This window comes from Bacillus sp. NTK034 (genome assembly GCF_017303275.1).
GTDB lineage: Bacteria > Bacillota > Bacilli > Bacillales > Cytobacillaceae > Cytobacillus.
Window position 1 is genome coordinate 134587 of the sequence record NZ_JAFKOJ010000004.1, and the last position, 23125, is coordinate 157711.

The 23125-nt window shown below is 41.9% G+C and carries 20 protein-coding genes and 1 pseudogene; 15 read left to right on the forward strand and 6 right to left on the reverse strand.

Annotation, left to right across the window (positions count from 1 at the left end; all coding sequences use genetic code 11):
• Positions 1-8 precede the first annotated feature (8 nt).
• Genes JI665_RS13595 through JI665_RS13610 form a run of 4 tightly spaced genes read left to right on the forward strand, consistent with a single transcriptional unit; the run spans position 9 to position 4318 of the window.
• Positions 9-1121, forward strand: a complete 1113-nt coding sequence (locus tag JI665_RS13595) for a glycosyltransferase (RefSeq protein WP_206840052.1) — start codon at positions 9-11, stop codon at positions 1119-1121.
• A complete protein-coding gene (locus tag JI665_RS13600; RefSeq protein WP_206840054.1) occupies positions 1118-2200 on the forward strand; it encodes a glycosyltransferase in 1083 nt (360 codons plus the stop codon). The genes JI665_RS13595 and JI665_RS13600 overlap by 4 nt, the downstream gene beginning before the upstream one ends.
• Positions 2197-3060, forward strand: coding sequence for a UTP--glucose-1-phosphate uridylyltransferase GalU (gene galU / locus JI665_RS13605; RefSeq protein ID WP_206840056.1), 864 nt, complete (start codon positions 2197-2199; stop codon positions 3058-3060). The genes JI665_RS13600 and galU overlap by 4 nt, the downstream gene beginning before the upstream one ends.
• 13 nt (positions 3061-3073) lie before the next feature.
• Entirely contained in the window at positions 3074-4318 is a 1245-nt protein-coding gene (locus JI665_RS13610; RefSeq protein WP_206840058.1) for a glycosyltransferase family 4 protein, read from the forward strand.
• A gap of 23 nt (positions 4319-4341) precedes the next feature.
• On the opposite strand, the gene JI665_RS13615 is transcribed toward JI665_RS13610, so the two are convergent.
• The 5 genes from JI665_RS13615 to JI665_RS13635 form a co-directional block, all read right to left on the reverse strand.
• Positions 4342-5868 (reverse strand): SpoIID/LytB domain-containing protein, encoded by a 1527-nt coding sequence (locus JI665_RS13615; RefSeq protein ID WP_206840059.1) that lies wholly within the window; start codon positions 5866-5868, stop codon positions 4342-4344.
• Positions 5869-5870: 2 nt separating this feature from the next.
• Entirely contained in the window at positions 5871-6554 is a 684-nt protein-coding gene (locus JI665_RS13620) for an SH3 domain-containing protein (protein ID WP_206840061.1), read from the reverse strand.
• Positions 6555-6689: 135 nt separating this feature from the next.
• Positions 6690-9371: an SH3 domain-containing protein gene (locus JI665_RS13625; RefSeq protein WP_206840062.1), complete on the reverse strand. Its 2682-nt coding sequence runs from the start codon at positions 9369-9371 to the stop codon at positions 6690-6692.
• Between the two features lie 158 nt (positions 9372-9529).
• The gene (locus JI665_RS13630) at positions 9530-10552 is read right to left on the reverse strand and encodes an LCP family protein (protein ID WP_206840064.1); all 1023 of its coding nucleotides are present in this window, start codon (positions 10550-10552) and stop codon (positions 9530-9532) included.
• Between the two features lie 99 nt (positions 10553-10651).
• Positions 10652-11284 (reverse strand): YigZ family protein, encoded by a 633-nt coding sequence (locus JI665_RS13635; RefSeq protein WP_206840066.1) that lies wholly within the window; start codon positions 11282-11284, stop codon positions 10652-10654.
• Between the two features lie 383 nt (positions 11285-11667).
• Here JI665_RS13635 and JI665_RS13640 point away from each other — a divergent pair, with 383 nt between their 5' ends.
• Positions 11668-12810, forward strand: coding sequence for a sensor histidine kinase (locus tag JI665_RS13640; RefSeq protein WP_206840068.1), 1143 nt, complete (start codon positions 11668-11670; stop codon positions 12808-12810).
• 51 nt (positions 12811-12861) lie between these two features.
• Positions 12862-13548: a response regulator gene (locus JI665_RS13645; RefSeq protein WP_206840070.1), complete on the forward strand. Its 687-nt coding sequence runs from the start codon at positions 12862-12864 to the stop codon at positions 13546-13548.
• Positions 13549-13614: 66 nt separating this feature from the next.
• Here JI665_RS13645 and JI665_RS13650 read toward each other — a convergent pair whose 3' ends face one another.
• Positions 13615-13893 carry a hypothetical protein gene (locus JI665_RS13650; protein WP_206840072.1) on the reverse strand — a complete coding sequence of 93 codons (279 nt, stop codon included), beginning with the start codon at positions 13891-13893 and terminating at the stop codon, positions 13615-13617.
• A gap of 211 nt (positions 13894-14104) precedes the next feature.
• Here JI665_RS13650 and JI665_RS13655 point away from each other — a divergent pair, with 211 nt between their 5' ends.
• From JI665_RS13655 to flgK, 9 genes and pseudogenes are all read left to right on the forward strand, one after another.
• Positions 14105-14944 (forward strand): DegV family protein, encoded by an 840-nt coding sequence (locus tag JI665_RS13655; protein WP_206840073.1) that lies wholly within the window; start codon positions 14105-14107, stop codon positions 14942-14944.
• Between the two features lie 236 nt (positions 14945-15180).
• On the forward strand, positions 15181-16650 hold the full coding sequence (locus tag JI665_RS13660; RefSeq protein WP_206840430.1) for a DEAD/DEAH box helicase: 1470 nt from the start codon (positions 15181-15183) through the stop codon (positions 16648-16650).
• 7 nt (positions 16651-16657) lie between these two features.
• A pseudogene (locus tag JI665_RS29130) lies at positions 16658-16837 on the forward strand (double zinc ribbon domain-containing protein); the annotation flags it as partial.
• Between the two features lie 48 nt (positions 16838-16885).
• Positions 16886-17344 carry a ComF family protein gene (locus tag JI665_RS13665; RefSeq protein ID WP_312886201.1) on the forward strand — a complete coding sequence of 153 codons (459 nt, stop codon included), beginning with the start codon at positions 16886-16888 and terminating at the stop codon, positions 17342-17344.
• Positions 17345-17540: 196 nt separating this feature from the next.
• Positions 17541-20126 carry an EAL domain-containing protein gene (locus JI665_RS13670; RefSeq protein WP_206840074.1) on the forward strand — a complete coding sequence of 862 codons (2586 nt, stop codon included), beginning with the start codon at positions 17541-17543 and terminating at the stop codon, positions 20124-20126.
• 70 nt (positions 20127-20196) lie between these two features.
• Complete coding sequence (locus JI665_RS13675) at positions 20197-20628, forward strand: TIGR03826 family flagellar region protein (RefSeq protein WP_206840075.1); 432 nt, start codon at positions 20197-20199, stop codon at positions 20626-20628.
• A gap of 143 nt (positions 20629-20771) precedes the next feature.
• Positions 20772-21038 carry a flagellar biosynthesis anti-sigma factor FlgM gene (flgM, locus tag JI665_RS13680; RefSeq protein WP_206840076.1) on the forward strand — a complete coding sequence of 89 codons (267 nt, stop codon included), beginning with the start codon at positions 20772-20774 and terminating at the stop codon, positions 21036-21038.
• Positions 21039-21053: 15 nt separating this feature from the next.
• Complete coding sequence (locus JI665_RS13685; RefSeq protein WP_206840077.1) at positions 21054-21533, forward strand: flagellar protein FlgN; 480 nt, start codon at positions 21054-21056, stop codon at positions 21531-21533.
• Positions 21534-21551: 18 nt separating this feature from the next.
• Positions 21552-23114, forward strand: a complete 1563-nt coding sequence (flgK, locus tag JI665_RS13690) for a flagellar hook-associated protein FlgK (RefSeq protein ID WP_206840078.1) — start codon at positions 21552-21554, stop codon at positions 23112-23114.
• The last annotated feature ends 11 nt before the right edge of the window (positions 23115-23125 follow it).

Consider the following 23125-nt stretch of genomic DNA (forward strand, 5'->3'; position numbering starts at 1 on the left):
GAAATTCCATGAAAAAAGTATTGCTATATTATCCTTTTGAATTAGCTCAGAATGCCAATAGCGGATCCAAACTCAGGCCAAAAGAAATCCATCAGGCTTTCTTAAGCTGGGGAAAGGAAAACGATGCAGAAATTCTTCTCTTGTCAGGTTCATCAGCCGCGAGGGAGGAGCTTTTTAACACATGGCAGCGTGAAGGGAAGCTTGATGATATCTGGTTCTGCTATATGGAGAACCAGACGATTCCATTTTGGCTTACAGATAAGGGGCATATTCCCAAAAAACCATTTATCGACCTGAAGGTCATGAAATTTTTAAAACAGAGAAATGTGCCTGTCGGTGTATTTTATCGGGATGTTTATTGGAAATTTGATGAGCTTTACCCTTTAAAAGGTCCAAAAAAGACGATTATGAAAACTGTTTACCGGATGGAAGAAAATTTTTACGAAAAGTATTGCGATGTTATTTTCCTTCCAAGCGTTGCGATGGGTGAGTATGTTGATATCAATAAACGGAAAATTGCTCTTCCGCCTGGAGGCAAGGCAAAGAACATCATCAAAAAAGAAAAAGACAGTGAGGCTGCTCAGGGAATATATGTTGGCGGAATAAACAACGAAGATTATGGGCTATTTTTGCTGCTGAACGCTTTAGAATTGGCTAACAAGGATCAAAGAGTATGTGACTTGACTGTTGTCTGCCGGGAAGAAGAGTTCACAAGCCTTCCTTCAGACCGAAAAAGCCGCCTTGAGAAGCTTAATATTAAAGTTAAGCATTTAAGCGGGGAAGCATTAAATGAATTGTACCGTGAAATGGATTTTGCCTTCATTCCGCGATATAGAAGCACATATAATGATTTCTCTGTGCCTGTAAAGCTGGTGGAGTATCTGTCCAATGAGCTTCCTGTCATTGCCACGTATTGTGAGGCACAAAGAGAAATCATAGAAACGGATGGCTACGGGCTAATATGTGAAGACCAGGCAGATGATATGGGTAAAGCTATTAGGGAAATGGCGAATAATACGCAAATATACCGCCATAACATCAAGCAAACTTTTGCAGAGAAGCATTCCTGGCTGGCAAGAGTAAAGAAGGTAAAGAGTGCCTTGTTAAAGGAGGAACTATGAAAGTACTGATACTTGCTCCAAGCAGATCGATACACACACATAAATGGGCATTATTTTATAAAAATAAAGGCATTGATGTAAAGGTTGTTACATTCTCCGACCACTATTCTGAGGAAAATGCCAGGGAAATCGACACGATCACCCTTCCTAAGCTATTGCCCGGGAAATTGTCGTATATTTCGAGTGTTTTCGCTTTGAAAAAGGTTCTTAAAAGCTTTCAGCCTGACATTCTTCATGCACATTATGTATCAAGCTATGGATTTGTTGGTGCATTAGCCAATTACAAGCCTTTTTATGTTTCGGTTTGGGGAAGAGATATTTTTCAATTTCCACAGCAGGGCGGCGCGAACCGGAAAATCGTTGAATATACTCTATCAAAAGCTGATGTCATTTGTTCAACAAGTCATATCATGGCTAAAGAAACAAACAAGTATACAGATAAAAAGGTATTTGTTACACCTTTTGGCGTAGATATGAACAAGTTCAGGCCAATGCCTGAATTTAAGACAGAAGGTACAGTGACGTTTGGGACTGTTAAGGCACTTTCAGATAAGTATGGCATTGGTGATTTAATCAAAGCTTTTGCCAACATTCATAAGGAAAAGAGCAATTCTGAACTGCTTATCGTCGGGGACGGACCACAGCGTGCAGAGTATGAACAGCTGACAAAAGATCTTGGAATTGATCATGTGACTGCCTTTACCGGACGGGTGCCAAATGATAAAGTCCCGGAATACATTAATAAAATGGACGTATTTGGGGTTCCTTCAACTGAAGACAGCGAGAGTTTCGGTGTAGCAGCAGTTGAATCAATGGCCTGCGGTGTGCCGGCAGTTGTGTCGAATGTCGGCGGACTTCCAGAAGTGGTGCTGGAAGGAAAAACCGGTTTTGTTGTGCCAAAAGAGAATCCTGAAGAGCTTGCAAAAGCGATGCTGCACCTAGCGAACAATAAAGAGAAAAGCAGAGAAATGGGACTCGCAGGCATTGAACATGTAAAGGCTAATTACAACTGGACGGATAACGCAAATGGCATGCTCGATTTATATGAGCAAACCTTGAACAAGGGGATGAAATCATGATAAAAAAAGCAGTAATACCTGCAGCAGGACTTGGAACCAGATTTTTGCCTGCTACCAAGGCTCAGCCTAAAGAAATGCTGCCTATCGTAGATAAGCCAACCATTCAATATATCATTGAAGAAGCTGTTGAGTCAGGCATTGAAGATATTATTATTGTAACTGGCAGAAGCAAAAGAGCGATTGAAGATCATTTTGATAAATCTGTTGAGCTGGAAATGCTTTTGGAGAGAACGGGCAAACATGAAATGCTTGAAGTTGTAGAGAACATTTCAAACCTGGTGGATATACATTATGTAAGGCAAAAAGAGCCGCTTGGACTTGGCCATGCCGTTCTATGTGCGAAAAAATTCATTGGCAATGAGCCCTTTGCCGTTCTTTTAGGCGATGATATTGTTGAGAGTGAAGTTCCAGCATTAAAGCAAATGATAGATCAATACACAAAAGTGCAGTCCAGCATCCTGGGATGTAATGAGGTGCCGCGCTCTGAAGTATATAAATACGGTATTGTAAACTATTCCGAAAACAATGGCGATCTCTTTAAAGTTAAAAGCCTTGTGGAGAAGCCTGCAGTTGAAGAAGCGCCATCAACTCAGGCAATCGTGGGCAGATACATCCTGACACCAGCTATTTTCGATATGCTCGAGGATGTCCAGCCGGATAAAAAGGGTGAGATTCAGCTTACAGATGCAATCGACAGCCTGCTTGATAAAGAATCCATCTATTCTTACATCATTCAGGGGAACCGCTATGATGTTGGAGATAAATTCGGATTCCTGCAGGCATCAATCGATTTTGCTTTAAAGCGCCCTGACCTTAAAGATAAGCTGTCAGCCTATCTGAAGGAACTAAATGTTAAGTAATGGAGATGGGAAAATGAGAGTGATTTACCTGTGTCAGCATTTTCCCCCTGAAACTGGCGCTCCTCAGATTCGTGTTTATGAAGTAAGTAAAGAGCTTATCAGCAGAGGGCATCAGGTGGAAGTGATCACAGCTTTCCCGCATCATCCTCATGGCATCATTCCAGAGGAGTATAAGGGACGCTTCTATATGTTTGAAGACTGGGATGGAATTCCTGTACATCGTTCGTGGATTTATCCATCTCCTAAGGGAAGTTTCTGGAAAAGGCTTGCTTCCTATTTTTCTTTTACATTCAGCGCTTTCTATTCGATTCTTAAGTCGAAGCCTACAGATGTGATCATCTGTAATTCTCCGCCGCTATTCCTTGGCATTACAGGGTATTTAGGGGCAAAAATGAAAAGAGCTAAGTTTGTATTCAATGTTGCAGATATTTGGCCGGAATCAGCTGTAGAGCTGGGAATTCTGAAAAATAAATCCTTTATTCGCATGGCTGAACGCCTTGAGATGTTTCTATATAAGAAGTCCTGGAAAATTGCGACTGCCACGGAAGGAATCAAGGAGTATATGGTCCGTAAAGGAAAGAAGGCGGAAGATGTTTTTCTTCTCCCTAACGGGGTCAACACCGATACATTTACTCCCCAGCCTAAAAACATTGAGTTATTAAGAGAAGTTGGCATAGAGGGCAAAAAAGTCTTTATGTATGCTGGAAATCTTGGTTATGCCCAGGGGCTTGATTCTGTTCTGAGAGCTGCTGCTCTATTGAAGGACAAGCAGCCGGATGCCCATTTCCTGTTTGTCGGCGATGGCCAGGAACGTGAAAAGCTGCTGAACTTAAAGGAAGAGCTGCAGCTGGACAATGTGACTTTCTATGGTTCTGTACCGGTCTCAGCGATGCCGAATATGTTTGCTGCTGCAGACTACAGCATTGTTTCTTTGAGGAATATCGAACTTTTCAAAGGTGCGAGACCTTCTAAGATATTTCCAGCCATTTCTTCTGGTGTGCCTGTTCTTTATTGCGGAGACGGAGAGAGTGCAGCCATCCTGGAAGAGTATAATTGCGGAAAGATTGCTCCGCCTGAAAATCCGGAAGGCATTGCCGCCGCAGTATCAGAATTAATGAGTGTCAGTGATGAGGATTATCAAACCATGAGAGAAAATGGCAGGAAGCTTGCCATTGATCAATACTCCTGGAAAAGCATCGTTGATGATATCCTTTTCCATTTGGAAGAGCAGAATAAAGAAGAAAGAGCCAATTCTTAGGAGAATTGGCTCTTTTGTGTTTCTTATTTAGAAACCGTAGTTCCTTTAAAATAGTGAGTAATAATTTGTTCCGCTTTCCAGCCTTTTTCGGCAAATCCTTTTGCTCCATATTGGCTCATGCCGATTCTGTGTCCCCAGCCTTTCCCGTTCAAAGTAACGGAAGTGATGCCGGAGCCTTCATTGGTTACGATGCCGCCGGATGTTTGGATGGATACTTTTGAGTCGGAAAGTGTTACTTGGCCGTTTGCTGTCTGTACAGTTTGGCCTTTCATATCACTGATGGCTGCCGTGCCGCTGGCTGTTTGGACGCTTAAACCAGATGCAGAGCCATTCAGCACCGCATCGAACCAGTTTGAATAAAGCTGGTTATAGACGCTTGAATTAGGAAGCGGGAAAAGCTTTCTGATGACAGATTCGTTACCCGTTACTGTTTTATCTCCTGCAGATGTTTTAATAGTAACACCGCGAACCTCTCCATTTGCTCCCGTTTTCGATAGAGTCAAATCATAAATGGAGGCAGATGTATCTGAAAAACCAAAGTTTTTTAACAGCTGTGCTGAAGTAAATGTTTCACTCCAGCTGGTGTATGGGGAGGACTCATATGGATCATCAACCGAAACAAGGTAAGGATAATAAGACTGGTTGGAATTCCATACGTCACCTACATTTGCTGTTCTGCCGCCGCTGGTTGAGAAGAAAAAGGTCTGAATAGGCTTTCCATTATATTTAGCCACCAATCCGGCTGTTTCCTGAATAGCGGTATTTGCCCTTGAATCTTCACCTGAATAGCCTTTGTAAACCTGGCTTGCAGCTGTACTTGTAAGCATCATTGTGTTGGCAGCATAGCTTCTTGCTGCAATCGCTTGAGCCTTTAAAGCTTCTTTCGGCCAGGAAGCTGGCATCTCACTTGGAACAACACCTTTTAAATAATCTTCCATATCCAGAAAGTTAATGACCTCAACTTGCGACCCATTCGGCTTTAAAAAGAAGCTGCCCCGGTATGTTGTGCCATTGCTTACCTTTGCAGTGGATAGCGAGCTTACTTCGGAAATTCTCACTGTTGTAGATAAAACCCATCCAGATAAACTTCCAGAAGATACTTTATACCAGACTTGTCCTTGTGCATTTGTAAAAGAGTCAAGGTAATCGGCGCTTTCACCAGCTTTAAATGTCTTAATGATTTCGTAAGAAGTAGTTGCACCTCTTCTCAGAGGAGTATCTGCCGTAAAGACTGCCAGCTTGGAGGTGCCGCTTAGTTCTTGTAAATCAAATCCTTTAGCAGATTTCTGACTGAAGCCAGTATAGCTGACAGAGACACCGGAGCTGTCTTTGCTTGTCGTTAAGACAGTGCTTTCCGGCACAACCGTTTTGGATCCAGTATCTTTATTAACAAGCTGATACGTTCCATTTAACGTAATAGTTAAGCTTGATTTTAAATAAACAGATACATTTACTTCGTTACTATACTGCTTAGGTTCGGCTGCTTGACTGAAGGCAGGCAGGCATGTGAGCAATAAAATGAAACTGAGGAATGAGATGATCTTTTTCAAAATTATCTCACCTCACTAAGACCGCCGAATACCCAGCCTTTTACTCCAGCAGAGGTTTGGGCATTATACCAGGTTTCTCCCTTAGAGTTAACGAAAGTTGAAATATACTTTAGGACCGTTCCTTTTGGCAGTGTTTGAATGACCTCGTATGAAGTAGTGGCTCCTTTGCGCAAGTGAACATCGCCGGTAGTAATAACCTGAGTAGGAGCTGTAGTTGATGGTTTATCTGTTGATACATTGCCTGAGAACACCCAGCCCTTTAAAGTTGCCGACAATTCCACACGGTACCATAGTCCAGTTGATGCTTTAAAGGAATCAATTACTTTTAAGCTTGATCCAAAAGATTTAGCGGCAACAACTTTATAATCAGTAGAAGCTCCGGAATGGATATTCACTGAGCTTTTCGTCACATATACGGCGGAAGGAAGCTGTCCTTCTGCAGGTGGAGTGGTTGGATTGCCAATTTGACTTTTCAGGCTATTAATCTCCTGCTGCTGGGATGCTATCTTTGATTCTAGTTCTGAAATCTTGCTTTTCATCGGATTTAATTGAGAAGTAACCCAATCTACACTTGCTAAAACCACATTGCTGGAAGCATTGATTGCATGTGGAGTGAATATTACAGCTCCTGCTCCAATTCCAAGAGTCAAAGCTCCTGCTGCAATCCATTTTTTCGTACGGCTCATTCAATATTCCCCCTGAATAGTTTATATTTTTCGGTTTAGCGCAAAAATAAATTGGGTACATAGCAGAATATATACCCAATTTGGTCATTAGTAGATTAACAGATTAAGAAATTAAAGGAAATATAATCTGTTTGTTTAAAAGTTGTTAAAATATTCCTCTAATCCTTTGGTGATACCAACCGCCGCTTTTTGTCGAAAGGCAGTTGTTTTTAGAAGAGCTTCTTCATTCGGATTCGAGATAAAAGCGAGCTCAACCAGAACACTAGGAAGCTGGTTCATTCTATTTACATAGAAGTTCTGTTCTTTTACGCCCCTATTATAAGTGTGCATTGATGAGATCATATTTTTCTGAATCGCATTCCCCAGTGTTTCACTTCTGGGACCATTAAAGTTAACAGTTGAATTGTAATATGTTGTTGTCCCTTTTGAAGTTGAGGAGAAGGAATCTCCATGAATGCTGATAAACGCATCCCCAGTGGAATTGTTAGCAATAGTGGTCCTTTCGGACAACTCCAGGAAAATATCTGTACTTCGTGTTAAAATGACGGTTGCCCCATATTTCTCTAATTCAGTTTTTAGAAGCAGGGCAGTGCTCAGTGTTACATCTTTTTCCCTCAAGCCAGATGGTCCAATTGCTCCAGGGTCTTTTCCGCCATGGCCCGCATCCACCACAATTTTCTTTCCTAACAACCCAAATGGTACAATCTTGACTGAAACCTTATTCGAATAATCTCTTAAAGTAAATGAATAACCTGGTTCAAACGTAATTACGGCAGATTTCAGAGAGCCGGATTCAAAGGTTTCGATAGATTTAATTCCTTTAATGCTGCCTTTTGGCAACTCTATGTCAGTCATCGCACCTGTTATCTTTAAGCGGTTTGAAGACAAAGTAGTATAAGAGACTGCAAAATTGCTAGGTTTAATCCAGGTTAAATAATTCTCTCCATTAACTGTGGAATATGCAGGGGAGCTTAGTCTTTTAGCAGATACAGTCGTTGTCTGAGTTTCTAACACCCATCCCCGCGTTCCTTTCGCATTTTCAACATTCAGCCAGCCGTTTAATTTGCGCAGAATCTTCAAAGAGTCATTTTCAGCAAGGTAAGCGCTGATTCCATAGTTGGTTCCTGCTCCTTTGCGGATGACCGCTCCTTTTTTAGCAAAAACATACTTAAATACATTCTGTGATGTAACTAGTTCGTATTCTGGAGTCCATCCGGTTTTCCCGGCTGCACTTTTGATATTTATCCAGCGCTGTCCAAGGGAGTTGGTGAATTCGCCAAGAACGGTTACCTTGCTGTTATAAGGAAGTCTTTCGCTGATTTTATAATCATATGACGCACCAGCGTATAAAGCAGCATTCATGGTCCCGACCAGCATGGTTGTGCCAATGGAAACGGAAGGCTGTTTTGAGACTACAGATTCATGTACCCACGCAATATTGCCTGCGGATGTTTTCACTTTATACCACAAATCTCCTGTTGAATCCTTCGCTGTTTCAAACGCAGTCAGCTCCGCTCCTTTTGTTGCCTGATCGATGACAGAGTGGCTTAAGGAAGGGCCGCTTCGCATGTTGGCTACATCAACACTTACATATAGTTTTAAGTTAATAGCCTGATTGGCACTTGCGCTTTCAGCAGGGATCCAGCCAGCAAGGCTTGAGTTCACTTCTACCCGCAGCCAAGCTTCGCCGCTGGAGTGAACAAAGTGATCAAGTACTTTTACCTTTTGATTTAGTGACAATTTGCCAACGGACTGATAAGAAGATGTAGCACCTCTTCGCACATCTAAAGAATTTACCTGGCTATAGACATAGCTTCCTATTGCAGGCAGAACCGGGGTTTCTGGTGCAGGCGGCAAAGAGCCAGCCTGAAATGCATTTTCTTTAATCCATCCTTGAACAGATCCTAAGTCAGCACGATACCATATTTCTCCATTAGCATTCTTGAAAGAATCAATAATATTTACTTTCTGATTCTTTTCTACATAGGTAACTACACTATAAGAATCTGTAGCGCCTTTTCGGACAGGCGCTTTATCAATCATGACCGTTTTTGTTCCAGTCTCAGGGGCAGGCGGAAGTGTGACAGCCTGAAAAGCAGTCTCTTTAATCCAACCTTGAACAGATCCTAAGTCAGCACGATACCATACCTCGCCATTAGCATTTTTAAATGTGTCAATAATCGTCACGGATTGATTCTTATTTACATATGTAATAATGCTATAAGAGTCGGTTGCTCCTTTACGGACAGGAGCTTTGTCAATCTGAACGGTTTTTGTTTCTTTGACAGGCGCAGGAGGTTTGACTTCAGCATCAGCCTTTAGGTAGTCTTCTATAATCCATCCTTTTATCGCACCTGATTCAATGCGGTACCAGAGTTCTCCGCTGCTATTCTTGAAACTATCAATCACTTTAACAGATGTTCCTTTTGATAGTTTGGCTATAGCTTCATAGGAAGTGGTAGCTCCCTTTCGTACGTTGACATTATCTCCGGTTATGATAGCCTGCTTACCGATCTGAATCCCGGAATCGCCAGTGCTTTGAGCTGTAAAACTGGATGCTAATCCCCAGCCTTTATTGGTGCCTAAATCTACCCGGTACCAAAGTTCTCCGGATGAATTAGTAAATTCATCGATGACGGTGACTGTTTTACCGGTTGATAAAGATGTAACCAGGGGATAAGATGTGGTCGCACCTGACCTAATCTCCACCTTTTGGCCTACAAGCATATTGGCAGGAAGATCTAACTCTTCCGCATTCACGAGGACAGGGAACAGAGCTGCAGTAGCAAGAACCGAAGATGCCAGAAATTTTTTCATGTTTTTCCCTCCGTCGACAAAATTTTGGGTTCTTTACCTATTCTAGCGAAAATTGTCAATTCTTCCAACCCGTATGTAGAAAAGATAGTCCAAAATACCTGTAGAAAATAATGGTAAAAAAAGAAGAGTACACATTGAGTGTACTCTTCTGTCAATATTTAATACTCATCTTCCTGCTGGTCGGTTTGCCATGATTCTTCCTCAGCTGTGTAGCTATCTGTACTGTTGCCCAGAGTTTCATTGAGTTCATAGCTTAGTTCAGAAATGGAATCTTCGTCAGGAATGTAATAATATACATCATCAATATATTCATCATAGCCTTTTAAGGTTAGATTCTCGATGTTTGTATTTTTGATTTTAGAATAAAGCTTGACGAAACTTGCAAATTTAGAAGGCGGGATGTTTGTTTTCACATTTGCCCCTAAGTCCCCCATGATATCGTCGATCTTTGTAATCGTACTGAAAGATGTTCCTTTATTGACAATGGCTTTAATCACCTGCTGCTGGCGTTCATTTCTTCCCATGTCGCCTTTTGGATCTGTTTTTCTCATTCTTACATATGCCAGAGCTTCATTCCCGTTAAGCTCCATATTGCCTTCGCGAAAAGTCTTCCATTTTAAGCTATCGGTCAGCTGTGCTTTGAAGGTAAATGGAACATCGACATCAATTCCGCCTAACGTATCGACAATATCCTCAAAGCCATCAAAGTTTGTTGTAATATAATAATCAATTGGAACATCGAGCAGTTCATTCACTGTAGTAATTGTTGACTCGATGCCTCCGTTGCTGTAGGAATGGGTGATTTTTGTATTATATCCGACTTCCGGCACGTAAGTTCTTGTGTCCCGCGGGATACTCAGCATTTTTACTTCTTCAGTTTGAGGATTTACGGTGACGAGCATCAAGACATCGGATCTTTCGCCGCCTTCCTGATCTTCAATCCCCACTAAAAGAATATTAAAAGGATCCTTGGAGATTTCCACTTCCTCGGTCCGGTGATTTTCAACTTTATTACTGTCCAGCTCCTGATATATTTCACTTGTTGCTTTATTGGCACTATAGATAAGATCGTATGCCAGGAATGTCCCTCCGCCAATAATCGTCAGAAAGAGGGCAAGTACTATGACACGCCAGAAGCGTTTTCTTCTAATCTTTCGTTTTCTTGATCTCGAAACAGACATTATATCCCTACTTTATCATTGGTTTGGAAAGGAATTATATTTCATGCAATAGTATATTTTACCGAATTTTTATTCCTTCGTAAATAAGTGTTGAGAATATTATTTTTCCTCTTCTAAATATAGCAGTTCTCCCTGCGAAATTTCCGCCTGGCCATTGGTTAATTCAGTGATCCATTCAGAAAAACTTTCTGTTTGGCCTTCTTCCACATAGGTCAGTATTTCAACCCGATCTAAGTATAGAATTTCCTTAAGTGTATAAATGGAAGACCGAAGTTCGTTTTCTAGCTTTCCGAGCCATGTATAATCTGCTTTTGCATGCATGATGCGCATCAGTTTTCTTTCAACGATCCCGACAGCATTAATTCCATCGGAAGCTGCTTTTCCATAAGCGCGGATCAGGCCGCCTGCACCTAATTTTATTCCGCCGAAGTATCTGGTTATGACAACAGCTGTATCTTTAAGCTGTTTTTTTTTCAAAACTTCCAATATGGGAACACCTGCTGTCCCGCTGGGTTCCCCATCATCATTTGCTTTTTGAATCTGATCATTTTCGCCAATTAAATAGGCGGAGCAATTATGAGTGGCGTTCCAATGCTTTTTTTTGATTTCCTGAAGGAAATTTTGGGCTTCCGCTTCAGTTTCTGTTCGTGCTATATGAGCAATGAACCTTGATTTTTGAATAATGATCTCATGTTCACCTGTACTTTTGACTGTTAAATAACGGGGCAGCACTTCTGCAGCTCCTTTCAATTACATTATGAAGAGAAATACATGTTTCATTATAAAACGACAATAATCGATAAATTTAGATTTCAAGTGATTGTAATGAAACTTTAATATAGGTAACTTTTAGAGATGGTATAATAGGAAATATTCTCATAGGGAATTCTCTTTAATGAATTACTGCCGGATATAATATAGGAAAAAGGTTTACCATCAATATATATAGGATATAAGACATGGGTGAGAAAAACAAGATTGAGTCTTTTTATCGATTTTTTGCCTTTTTGGCATGATTTTCATGATGCCCATATAGTATCCTTTCCTATTACAAGCTACAATATATGGCAGATATAATAGATGCTGGAGGACTTGCTTCCATTTGGAGGTTCCATATGAATATTAAGAAGTTTGATACTAAAACCCTTGATCTTATTTTGCAAAAGATGGTAGACACTGTAGGGACGAGTAAGGATGAGATATTCAGAATCGGCGAGCAATGCCGCAGAGACTATGAAACCCTTACTGAAGAGCTAAGAGAAGTTAAGCAAATGGTGATAAAGACGATTGATGAAGGTGACAAACTGGAGGTTCAAACTAAGTTTGCCCGCAAGCGTTTATCAGAAGTCAGCATGCATTTCAAGAACTATACCGAATCTGAGGTTCGGGATGCCTACGAGAAGGCACACCAGCTGCAAATGGATTTGTCTATGAACCGGCAGCTGGAAAAACAGCTGCGTGATCGCAGAGATGATATTGAGAGAAGGCTGCTCGGTGTTGGTGAAACAATCGAGAGAGCAGAAGCGCTTGTTTCACAGATTTCTGTAGTAATGAGCTATCTCACAAGTGACCTGAAGCAAATGGGTGAAATTATAGAAGATGCAAGGATCAAGCAGGAATTTGGCTTGAAAATAATTGAGGCTCAGGAAGAAGAACGAAAAAGGCTATCCAGGGAAATCCATGATGGTCCAGCACAAATGATGGCCAATGTCATGATGAGATCCGATTTGATTGAACGGGTATATAAAGAAAGGGGCGGGGATGAGGCAATCACAGAAATCAAAAGCCTCAAAAAAATGGTCAGAAGTGCCTTGTACGAGGTGCGGAGGATCATTTATGACTTGCGTCCAATGGCACTTGATGATTTGGGATTAGTGCCTACCCTCAAAAAATACCTGCAGACAATCGAAGAATATCACAGCACTGTCAAAATCAGGTTTTCCAATCTTGGAGAAGAAAAGAGGCTTCCAGCCCAGTATGAGGTCGCACTTTTCAGGCTGATTCAGGAATCTGTTACAAATGCACTGAAGCATTCAGAGGCCGCCGAGATTATTGTGAAATTGGAGATTAATAAGGCAAGGGTAGCCGTTATCATCAAAGATAACGGCAGAGGATTTGATATCCGGGAAAGAAAGACTGAGTCCTTTGGGATTATTGGGATGAGAGAGAGAGTTGAGCTTCTTGAGGGGCAGCTTTCCATCGATTCCAAGCCGGGAAAAGGCACGGTTGTCATTATCCAGGTACCTTTGAACTTGTAGAAATTATAAATAGAGAAAACATTTAACCGGAGAATTTGGGAGGCGAAGCAATTGACTACAAAGATTGTCATAATTGATGACCATCAATTGTTCAGAGAAGGGGTAAAACGCATCTTAGATTTTGAAAGATCATTTGATGTAGTAGCAGAAGGTGATGATGGGGCTGAAGCTATCTCATTGGTGGAAGATTATAATCCTGATGTTGTCATCATGGACATTAACATGCCTAATGTGAATGGTGTGGAAGCAACTCGCCAATTAATTGAAAAGCATCCTGATTCAAAGGTCATCATCCTTTCCATCCATGATGATGAGAATTACGTTACACATGCGCTGAAAACAGGTGCCAGCGGATACCTGCTGAAAGAAATGGATGCTGATGCATTAGTTGAGGCAGTAAAAGTTGTGGCTGATGGAGGGTCCTACCTGCATCCGAAGGTTACGCATAATCTTGTTAACGAATACCGCCGCTTATCAGCTGTTGGCGCAGGAAGCAGCAGCGGCTACTCATCACAAATCGAAATCCGACGTCCGCTTCACCTGCTGACACGCCGTGAATGCGAAGTCCTTCAGCTGCTTGCTGATGGAAAAAGCAACCGTGGAATTGGCGAGGCTCTTTATATCAGTGAAAAAACGGTTAAGAACCATGTCAGCAACATTCTGCAGAAGATGAATGTAAATGACCGTACACAAGCCGTAGTAGTAGCGATTAAGAATGGCTGGGTTGAAGTGAGATAGGTGACAGGCACCACCCGAATTTTGTCGAAAAGCACGCAGATGGTTTTAACGCCATTGCGTGCTTTTTTATTTTATCAGAGCAGCAGCCGCAATTTGAAAGATGGTCTTTGTATCGGAAGACCTCTTTTTAGCATGATTGACCATTAGAACAAGCTCCTCAAGTTCTTGTGGGGATGCGCTGTCGATGAGCCAAGAAGCAAGTTCTGTTCCGCTAAGGGAGTGGTTTATGTTTGGAACTTTAATAATTTTGTATTTGCTTAACTCGCTATTAAGTATGTGGTGAAGTGTATCAAGATTATATTTACTGGAGTTGGGCTTGCTTGTAAAAGAAGTGTTGTTTTTCAATTGTTACAGCTCCTTTACGAAATGAAGACGCAAAAGGAATTTTACCATATACAACATCCTTGTTTGAATGTGAATATATACCAGTTTTACAACATGGGCACAATGGAGCACTTATCCTGCTTGCTAAACTTAATGCATTTTCCATCGCTTTCATTTAAAATGGAACATGAACATACAGTAGAGAAAAAATATAAGGATGGTAACTCTATTTATGAAAACGGCTGTTGTAACGGATAGTACAGCATATATTCCCAAGGATTTAAGAGAAAAGTTAAATATACATATGATTCCGCTGAGTGTGATTTTCGGCAGCGAAACCTACCAGGAAGAAGTGGCAATTACGGCATCAGACTTTTATGAAGAAGTGAAGCATAAAGAGCTTCCGAAGACTTCTCAGCCCCCGGTGGGCGAGTTTGCCGAGCTGTTTGAGAAATTATCGAAAGAGTATGATGCAGTAATCTCGATTCATCTGTCGAGCGGCATCAGCGGCACGTTTCAGGGGGCAGTTACTGCTGGCAGCATGGTTGAGGAGATTCAGGTTTTCCCGTTTGATTCCGAAATCAGCTGTATGGTGCAGGGCTTTTATGTCATTGAAGCGGCTGAACTTGCTGCTTCCGGTAAGGGGCCACAGGAAATCGTGGAACGTCTTGAGGAGATGAAGAAGAGCATTCGCGCTTATTTCATGGTAGATGATTTATCACATCTTCAGCGCGGGGGCCGCTTGTCCAGCGCACAGGCATTGATTGGCAGCCTGCTCCAGGTGAAGCCGCTGCTTCATTTTGAGGATAAGAAAATTGTTCCGTTTGAAAAAATTCGCACCCGTAAAAAAGCGATGAAGCGGATGGTTGATTTGTTTTGGGACGATGTGAAAAGCGGGGAGCCGTATCAGGCGGTAATTATCCATGCTAATCGAGAAGAAGAGGCGCGCGAGTGGAAAGCTGAGCTTGAGTCGGAGTATCCAAATGTTGAATTTATGATCAGCTACTTTGGTCCGGTCATTGGAACCCATTTGGGTGAAGGTGCGATGGGGTTTGGCTGGGTGAAGAAGTAAAGTTTGTTTTTGTGCGCCATTCTTTGGGATGGCGCAGATTTTTTTGGAAGGGGTGATGTGTATGTAGGGGTTTGCAAATAGATTCAGGATACCTGCAAATAGAATAATTGGTTTTGCAAATAGAGAGCCTAAATCTGCAAATAGATTCGAAAATTTGCAAATAAAACCGTAATACTTGCAAATAGACAGACAAATTATTTAGTCCAGAGGTGAACTAATTGAGATTTACTCCTAAAATGACCCCTTATTTACAAGATTTTCCCACGGAAAGCTTCCCGATACCCTCTATTGAAACCATTCAGGGGTCACCACTAAACGAAATTTATCCATTCAACAGAGAACTACAGCAACTCCTCTATGGAAAACAGCTTCTATTCGAGAACCTTCCGCATTCAATCGAAGAACTCCATCAGCATTATGAAAATGGCTGCATTAATTACCGAAAAGGAATTACTAAAATCAAAAACAAAAAAGCTTGTGCCAGGTGCGGCAATAAAGATCGTTCATTGTTCGCAAGTTTTACCTGTGCCAGATGCGGTGAGAAAGAATGTACCTACTGCCGGAAATGTATCATGATGGGGCGGGTCAGTGAATGCACTCCTCTCATCGGATGGTGCGGACCTGAGCCTGACTGGGAGCTAACTGAGAATCCTCTGGTATGGGCAGGGACCCTTTCACCAGGGCAGCAGATTGCCTCCGTTCAGGTAAAGAAGGCTTTAATCGAAAATAAGGAGCTCCTAGTTTGGGCTGTCTGCGGTGCAGGAAAAACAGAAGTTCTGTTCGAAGGAATCAATGCTGCGCTTGCCTCCGGTAAAAGAGTGAGCATTGCCACTCCAAGAACAGATGTTGTTTTGGAGCTTGGTCCGCGGCTTAAGGGAGTCTTTCCTGGCATCACGATTGCTGTCCTATACGGCGGCAGTGAAGACCGCCACCTCCAGGCCCCCATAACCATCGCCACCACCCATCAGCTTCTCCGTTTTTACAAGGCTTTTGACACCGTGATCCTGGATGAAGTCGACGCTTTTCCTTACACTGCTGATGAGAGCCTCCAATATGCCGTCCGCCAGTCCCGCAAAGAGAACTCCTCGATGATTTATCTAACTGCGACGCCTAATCAAAAATGGCAAAAGGAATGCCGGAGCGGAAAAAGAAACTTTGTAACTATCCCGGCTAGATATCATCGTCATCCATTGCCTGTACCGTCTTTCAAATGGTGTGGAAATTGGGAGAAATCCCTAAGGAAAGACAAACTCCCGTCGGCAGTTAGCCAATGGATCAAGAAAAGGCTCGATAACCAGAAGCAGTGCCTGCTCTTCCTTCCGAAAATCGATAAAATGGAAAAAGTCCTCACCATCCTTCGTAAAACCTATCCTAAAATCCAAGCTGTCCACGCAGAAGACCCTGACCGAAAAGACAAAGTTCAAATGATGCGCAATAAGGAAATCCCCATGCTTTTAACAACGACCATCCTGGAAAGAGGGGTTACCTTCCCTAATATTGATGTAGCAGTACTCGGAGCAGAAGACCGCATTTTTACAGAAAGCGCTCTTGTTCAAATAGCTGGCAGGGTTGGCAGAAGCGCTCAATTCCCTAGTGGAGATATCACCTTTTTCCACTACGGCAAAACCGAAAGCATGGTCAAAGCTCAAAAACAAATTCTCAAAATGAACACTGAAGCCAAGAAGAAAGGACTGATCGACAATTAAATGTTTAATATGCCATGAAGAAATTCATACTGCTGTCAGCTGGTCGACTCTCTGGTCGCGACCAAAAGAGAATTACTTATGCCAGGGATGCACGGATAAACTCCCATTTATCATCGGCGAGACATGCCATAAATGCAGCCGTCCTTTCAGTACCTTAGATCCTCAATTTCGAAAAGGGAATCTATGCGCAGATTGTCTAGGGTGGAACCGGGATACAGAATGGTCAGGGCTGCTTGTGAAAAACGATTCTCTCTTCCTATACGATGACTTTTTGAAAGAAACAATAGCCCGTTATAAATTCCGGGGCGATTATATTTTAGCGAGAGTTTTCTCAGCATTCATAAGAGAAAAGCTGAAAACTCTGGAATTCGACTATCTCGTCCCCATTCCTCTAAGTCCTGAAAGGCTTTATGAACGAGGCTTTAATCAGTCTGCTGCACTCATTCATGAAGCAGGCTTTACAGCGACAGAAATGCTTCAGAGGGTACATTCTGAAAAGCAGTCCAAGAAATCGCGTCAGGAGCGGATTCATCACAGCCAGGTCTTCCAGCCTCTTAATGCAGATATTGAAAACAAGGTGATCCTTTTAATTGATGATATATATACAACCGGATCAACTTTATATCATGCAGCGAAAGTTTTGAAAGATAGAGGAGCTGCATCAGTTCGTTCATTTACATTGGCAAGAGGATAATGTTTGGGGAAAATTACAAATTAATATTTTGAATTTGATAGTTATTAGGAAAATACTCCTATGTTAAAATATTCTAGTCCAGGCAAATTTTATAGATGTGTAAGACACCAGCTGCTGTCTTAAAGCAGGGTATCTGCCGTGGCGACACAGAAATAACTTTTTCAGTTGCCTTTTTGTTGGGAAAGGATGTTTTGAAGTGGACGAAGTAAACTCGAAGGAAAATGATATCAAAACAAAGGATATGAATGACTATTACATCCAGCAAATGGAATTGACTAAAATAAAAAATAATCTCAACCAGGCTCAGATGATCGCTAACATTGGAAGCCTGGAATACGATGTGGAAAACGATAAAGGGTTTTGGTCTGATCAGCTGTTTCGAATTTTTGGCCTAAAGCCCCAAAAGGACTTTTTTCCAGATTATAAAATGTATTTGGGTTACCTTCATCAGGAGGATCGCCCGGCTTTTGAAATTCAGTTTAATAGACTGTTAAAGGAAAAGGACAGTGTGGATCTGATATGCCGGATAACCAGGCAGGATGGAGAGGAGCGGTATATTCACCATCGTGCGAATTATTTTGCGGAAGAAAGCGGATCAGCTAAAATCATTGCAACGATTCAGGATATAACTGAAAAACGGCTCATGGAAGAAAAGCTCTATGAAAACGAGCGGCGAATTGGGCAAATATATGAAAATCTAGAAGTGGGCATATATTCTGCAGATTTAATTGAGAAGAAGGTTATTCATTTCTCGAGGGGAGTGGAAGGGATTTTCGGCTATTCTGCCGAGGAGTTCATTGCCGATTTCGATTTGTGGAACAATGTGATTCATCCGGATGATCTGCAGGAGGTAGAAGCAGAACGGGTGAAAATACTGAATGGGAATAGCATCCGCTATCAATATCGGATTGTACATAAATCCGGTGAGGTTAGATGGGTTAATGATCACGGTATTCCGTACCTGAATGATAAAGGTGAGCTTATCCGGGTTGATGGATTTGTAACAGATATAACAGAACAAAAATGGCTTGAAAAGAGAATGAGGCGTATGGCTTTTTATGATCATTTGACCGATCTGCCGAACCGCCGGTACTTTGATCAGAAACTCCAAGACCTTATTGAAGAAGATTCACAGCAGAATTTCGCCGTCTTGTTTTTTGATCTGGAGCGATTAAAGCAGATTAATGATACATTTGGACACTCTTCAGGAGATGAACTGCTTAGGCTTGCTGCACAAAGGATTAAGGAGAAGCTAAATTCAGTCTGTTTTTCAGCAAGAATTTCCGGTGATCAATTTGCGGTTATTATGGAATATATCCAGGAAAAAGAGGATCCTGCAAAATTAGCAGATACCATTAATCAAATTTTTTCTGAATCATTTCTTATCGACAGCTTTGAGCTTAATATTACCCCATCTATAGGCATAAGTTTATATCCGGATAATGGGATCACAGCTGATGAATTGATCAGAAATACGGAATCTTCCCTGTACCATGCCAAGCAGAAGGGGAATAATAGATTTCAGGTTTACCATCCCTCCATGGATATTGAATCTTATAAGCTATTTACCCTGGAACAGGATATGAGAAAAGCAATTCAACATGATGAGTTTTTTCTTGAATACCAGCCAAGAGTAGATACGAAGACCGGGAAAATAGTAAGTGCCGAAGCTTTATTAAGGTGGAATCATCCTGAATGGGGCAGAGTTTCCCCGCTGGAATTTATACCGGTAGCTGAGGAATCCGGATTAATTATTAATATAGGTGAGTACGTAATTAGGAAGGTATGCAGGCAGCTATACTCCTGGAAAGAAAAAGGTTTTACCGTTGTTCCGATATCCGTAAATATCTCTCCGCTGAGCTTTTTGAAAAATAGTCTTGTTCCGACAATTATGGAAGCGCTGGAAGAAAACCATCTGGATGCGGCACTGTTAGAGATAGAATTGACGGAATCTTCCCTAATCAACTATTCCGAGAACGTGATTGCAGTGCTTAAAGAATTGGGTGAATTGGGAGTGAAAATTGCACTGGATGACTTTGGGACCGGCTATTCTTCTATTACCCAGTTAAAAAAATATAAATTCGATATTCTGAAGATCGATAAAACCTTTATCCAGGCAATGGATACAAATGCGGAGGATGCCATCATTACAGCAAATCTGATCCGGCTGGCCCATGGACTGAATATGAAGGTGGTAGCAGAAGGCGTAGAGACCTTTGAACAGTTCTATTCCTTAAGAAAAAATGAATGTGACCAAATACAGGGGTATCTTTTCAGCAAGCCGGTTCCGCCTTCAGTCTTTGAGCAGAAACTGTTAATTGGCACCTTGAAGCCGCAAAATGTAAAGGAAGACAATGTGTTCAAAGGTTTGCGGAAGTATGTCCGGATCGAGTTTCCCTATCCGCTGGAAGCAGAAATGACCATCTTAGAGCTTAACAGCAAGCCTGTCAAAATGGGCAGTACCAAAATCTTGATTGAAGATATGAGTGCAGGCGGAGTAAAATTTGTATCAAAAATGAAACTCCCTGTGAGAAAGGATATCATTCTATTAATTGAAACCAGGCTATTAGGAGAGGTCCTATCCTTTACCGGGACGATTGTCCGAAAAGATGAAATATCGGATACTCTGACTAATTATGGCTTTCAATTTATTATTGAAGAGGGACCGCGAGCTGAATTGGCGAAGATGCTTGATACTCTGCAAATACAGCTTGAGCAAAACCCAACCGTCCCCGAATCCCGATTCATAGAAACAGCCAGCAGCCAGCTGTATTTCGAATAATATTTTTCTATAATTATCCTATTCTTCAAGCTATAATAGTTTCATTACAAACTGAGAGAGGAAGAATCATATGGCTGAGTTATCGAACTGCCCGAAATGTGGTGCCATCTTTGTCAAAAACCAGTTCCGCGATGTATGCCAGGAGTGCTGGAAGGAAGAAGAGAAGGCTTATGAGACGGTTTATCAGTTTATCCGTAAGAGGGAGAATCGGACTGCAACCATCATTCAGGTTGTTGAAGCAACCGGGGTAGAGGAAGATTTAATTTTAAAGTTTATCCGTACTGGAAAATTGAAGCTGGCTCAATTTCCGAACCTGGGTTACCCTTGTGAAAAATGCGGGGTCAGCATTCGGGAAGGCAAGGTCTGCAGGAGCTGTGCAGGAGAGCTGAGAAAAGATCTCCAGCAGTTTACCTCTGAGGAAGAACGACGAAAAGAAGCAGCTCAACGAGAAAAATATGGCACTTATTTTGCCGTCAATGAAAAAATCAATAGACGTTTCTAAGCTATGTGACTCAGTCACATAGCTTTTTCTATAGGCTTATAGATGTATTTTTTGCCAAAGTTAAATTAACATTTAAAGAAACTGCACTTATAGCCGATAATAGAATTAGGTTAAATCGACCGGAAAGAAAGTGAGGGGTACACATGAAAATCAATAACTTTGGTCCTTCAGGCGTGAACCCATACAAACGCCAAATGAACAAGCATGAAAATACAGGCAAAACAGCCAGAGCGGCATCAGATAAAATCGAAATCAGCACTACTGCAAAGGAAATGCAGCAGGTTTCACAGCTAAGCGAAAATCGTAAAGCAAAAGTAGAAGAGCTTAAAATTCAGGTAGACAACGGTACTTATAAAATTAATCCAAAAGAAGTGGCGAAAAGCATCGCTAATTTTTATACGAAAAAATAATGAGGAGGGAATGGCATGTCAGCCGAAGCACTTACTGCAACGATGGAAAAACTGCTAAAGCTTCATAAAAGCCTATATGAAGTCGCTGTTAAAAAGACAGACATTATTAAGACCGGCGACATGGACGGCCTGAATCAGATGCTGAAGGATGAGCAGGCTCATATTGCGGCTATTGGCCGATTGGAAAATGAGCGGGAAAAGGCAGCAATATCGATCGTGCCTATGCTGGAAAGCCCTACAGTATCAGATTGTTTAAATATCCTCACGCAGCCTGATCGCCTCAAGCTGGAGGCCATCACGAAGGAGCTTGCTGAGTTGGTATATGAACTGAAAGAGCAGAATTTCCTAAACCAGCAGCTTGTTCATCATTCCCTTCAGTTTGTAAATGTATCTATGAATTTTTTAAGGCCGCAGCCTGAAACGATGAACTACGGCCCGCCTGCCAAAAAGAAATCTGGAAAGATGAATCCAGGAATTTTCAACTCGAAAGTGTAGCAGAACGGAGGAACAAACATGCGTTCAACTTTCATGGGACTTGAAACAGCCCGCCGTGGCATGTTCACCCAGCAAAGTGCTTTATATACAACAGGTCATAATATTTCAAATGCTAATACGCCGGGATACACCAGGCAGAGGATTAATTTCGCGCAAACCGAGCCTTATCCAGGAGTTGGGATGAACCGTCCGCAGATACCCGGACAAATGGGAACGGGTGTTGAAGCGGGAACAGTCCAGAGAATTAGAGAATCATTTTTAGACCTGCAATATAGAACCGAAAACACAAAAATGGGCTATTATGGTGCTATGAGCGAATCCCTTACGAAGATGGAAGAAATCATGAATGAGCCGTCAGAGAATGGTTTGCACAGTACCCTGGAAAAGTTCTGGAACGCCCTGCAGGATTTATCAAGCCACACCGAAAATACCGGTGCTCGGGATGTTGTGGCGGCTACAGGACAAATGGTTGCGGATACACTGAACTATTACTATAATTCCCTGTCGCGGGTCCAAGGGGATATTGGCAATCAGGTTGATGTGAAGGTAGATGAAATTAACGCGATCGTCGCGCAGATTGATCATTTGAATAAGCAGATTGCCTCTGTTGAGCCGCACGGGTACCTCCCAAATGACCTTTATGACGAACGGGATTTATTGGTAGACAGCCTTTCACAATTGGTTAACGTAAAAGTGACCAGTGTGGTCCCAAATACATATGGAGATGCCAAACCGATGGCAGCGGGCCTTTATAATATCGAGATTGTCCAAAAGGATGGAAAGTCCTATAATCCGCCTATTAACCTCATATCTGCTACAAAAGAGAGCGGCATCGTTGGCACAAACAAGGTGGAGCTCGAAAAAAGCGAAGAGAGCGGACTCGTAACAGGATTAAAGTTTGGATCCGCATCCATTATGCAATTTGAGACTTTATCAGGTGAACTATCCGGCTTAATTAACAGCTATGGGTATGAAGCGGATGGTTCCACTAAGGGTGCTTATCCTGAAATGCTGGAGAAGCTGAATAGAATGACAGCTGCTTTTGCTAAGGAATTCAATGAGATTCATAAAAACGGGTATGCTCTCGGTGCGGACACAATCTCAGGTTTGGACTTCTTCCAGTTTGATGAGGATAATCCTGCACAAAGCATTAAAGTGAATCAAGAACTACTGGATGACTCATCTAAAATTGCAGCAGCAGCCGGAAAAGGCGGTGCTTCTGGAGATAACCACAATGCTCAGCTGCTGGCTGATTTAAGAAAGAAAAGCTTTAGCGATTATACTTCCTTGTCTGATGATGAAAAATCAAAGCTGAACGGAAGCCTTGATTCCTATTATTCAGGGATTATCGGGCGGTTAGGAGTAGACTCTCAAAGTGCTCAGAAGGATTTAAAAAACTCTGCCGTACTTGCGGATTCAGTAGACCGGAACAGGCAATCCGTCAGTGCAGTCTCATTAGATGAAGAAATGACCAATATGATTAAATTCCAACATGCATACAATGCCTCCGCCCGTAACATAACAGTGGTCGATGAAATGCTCGATAAAATTATCAACGGCATGGGCGTTGTAGGCAGATAAAGGGTGAAATA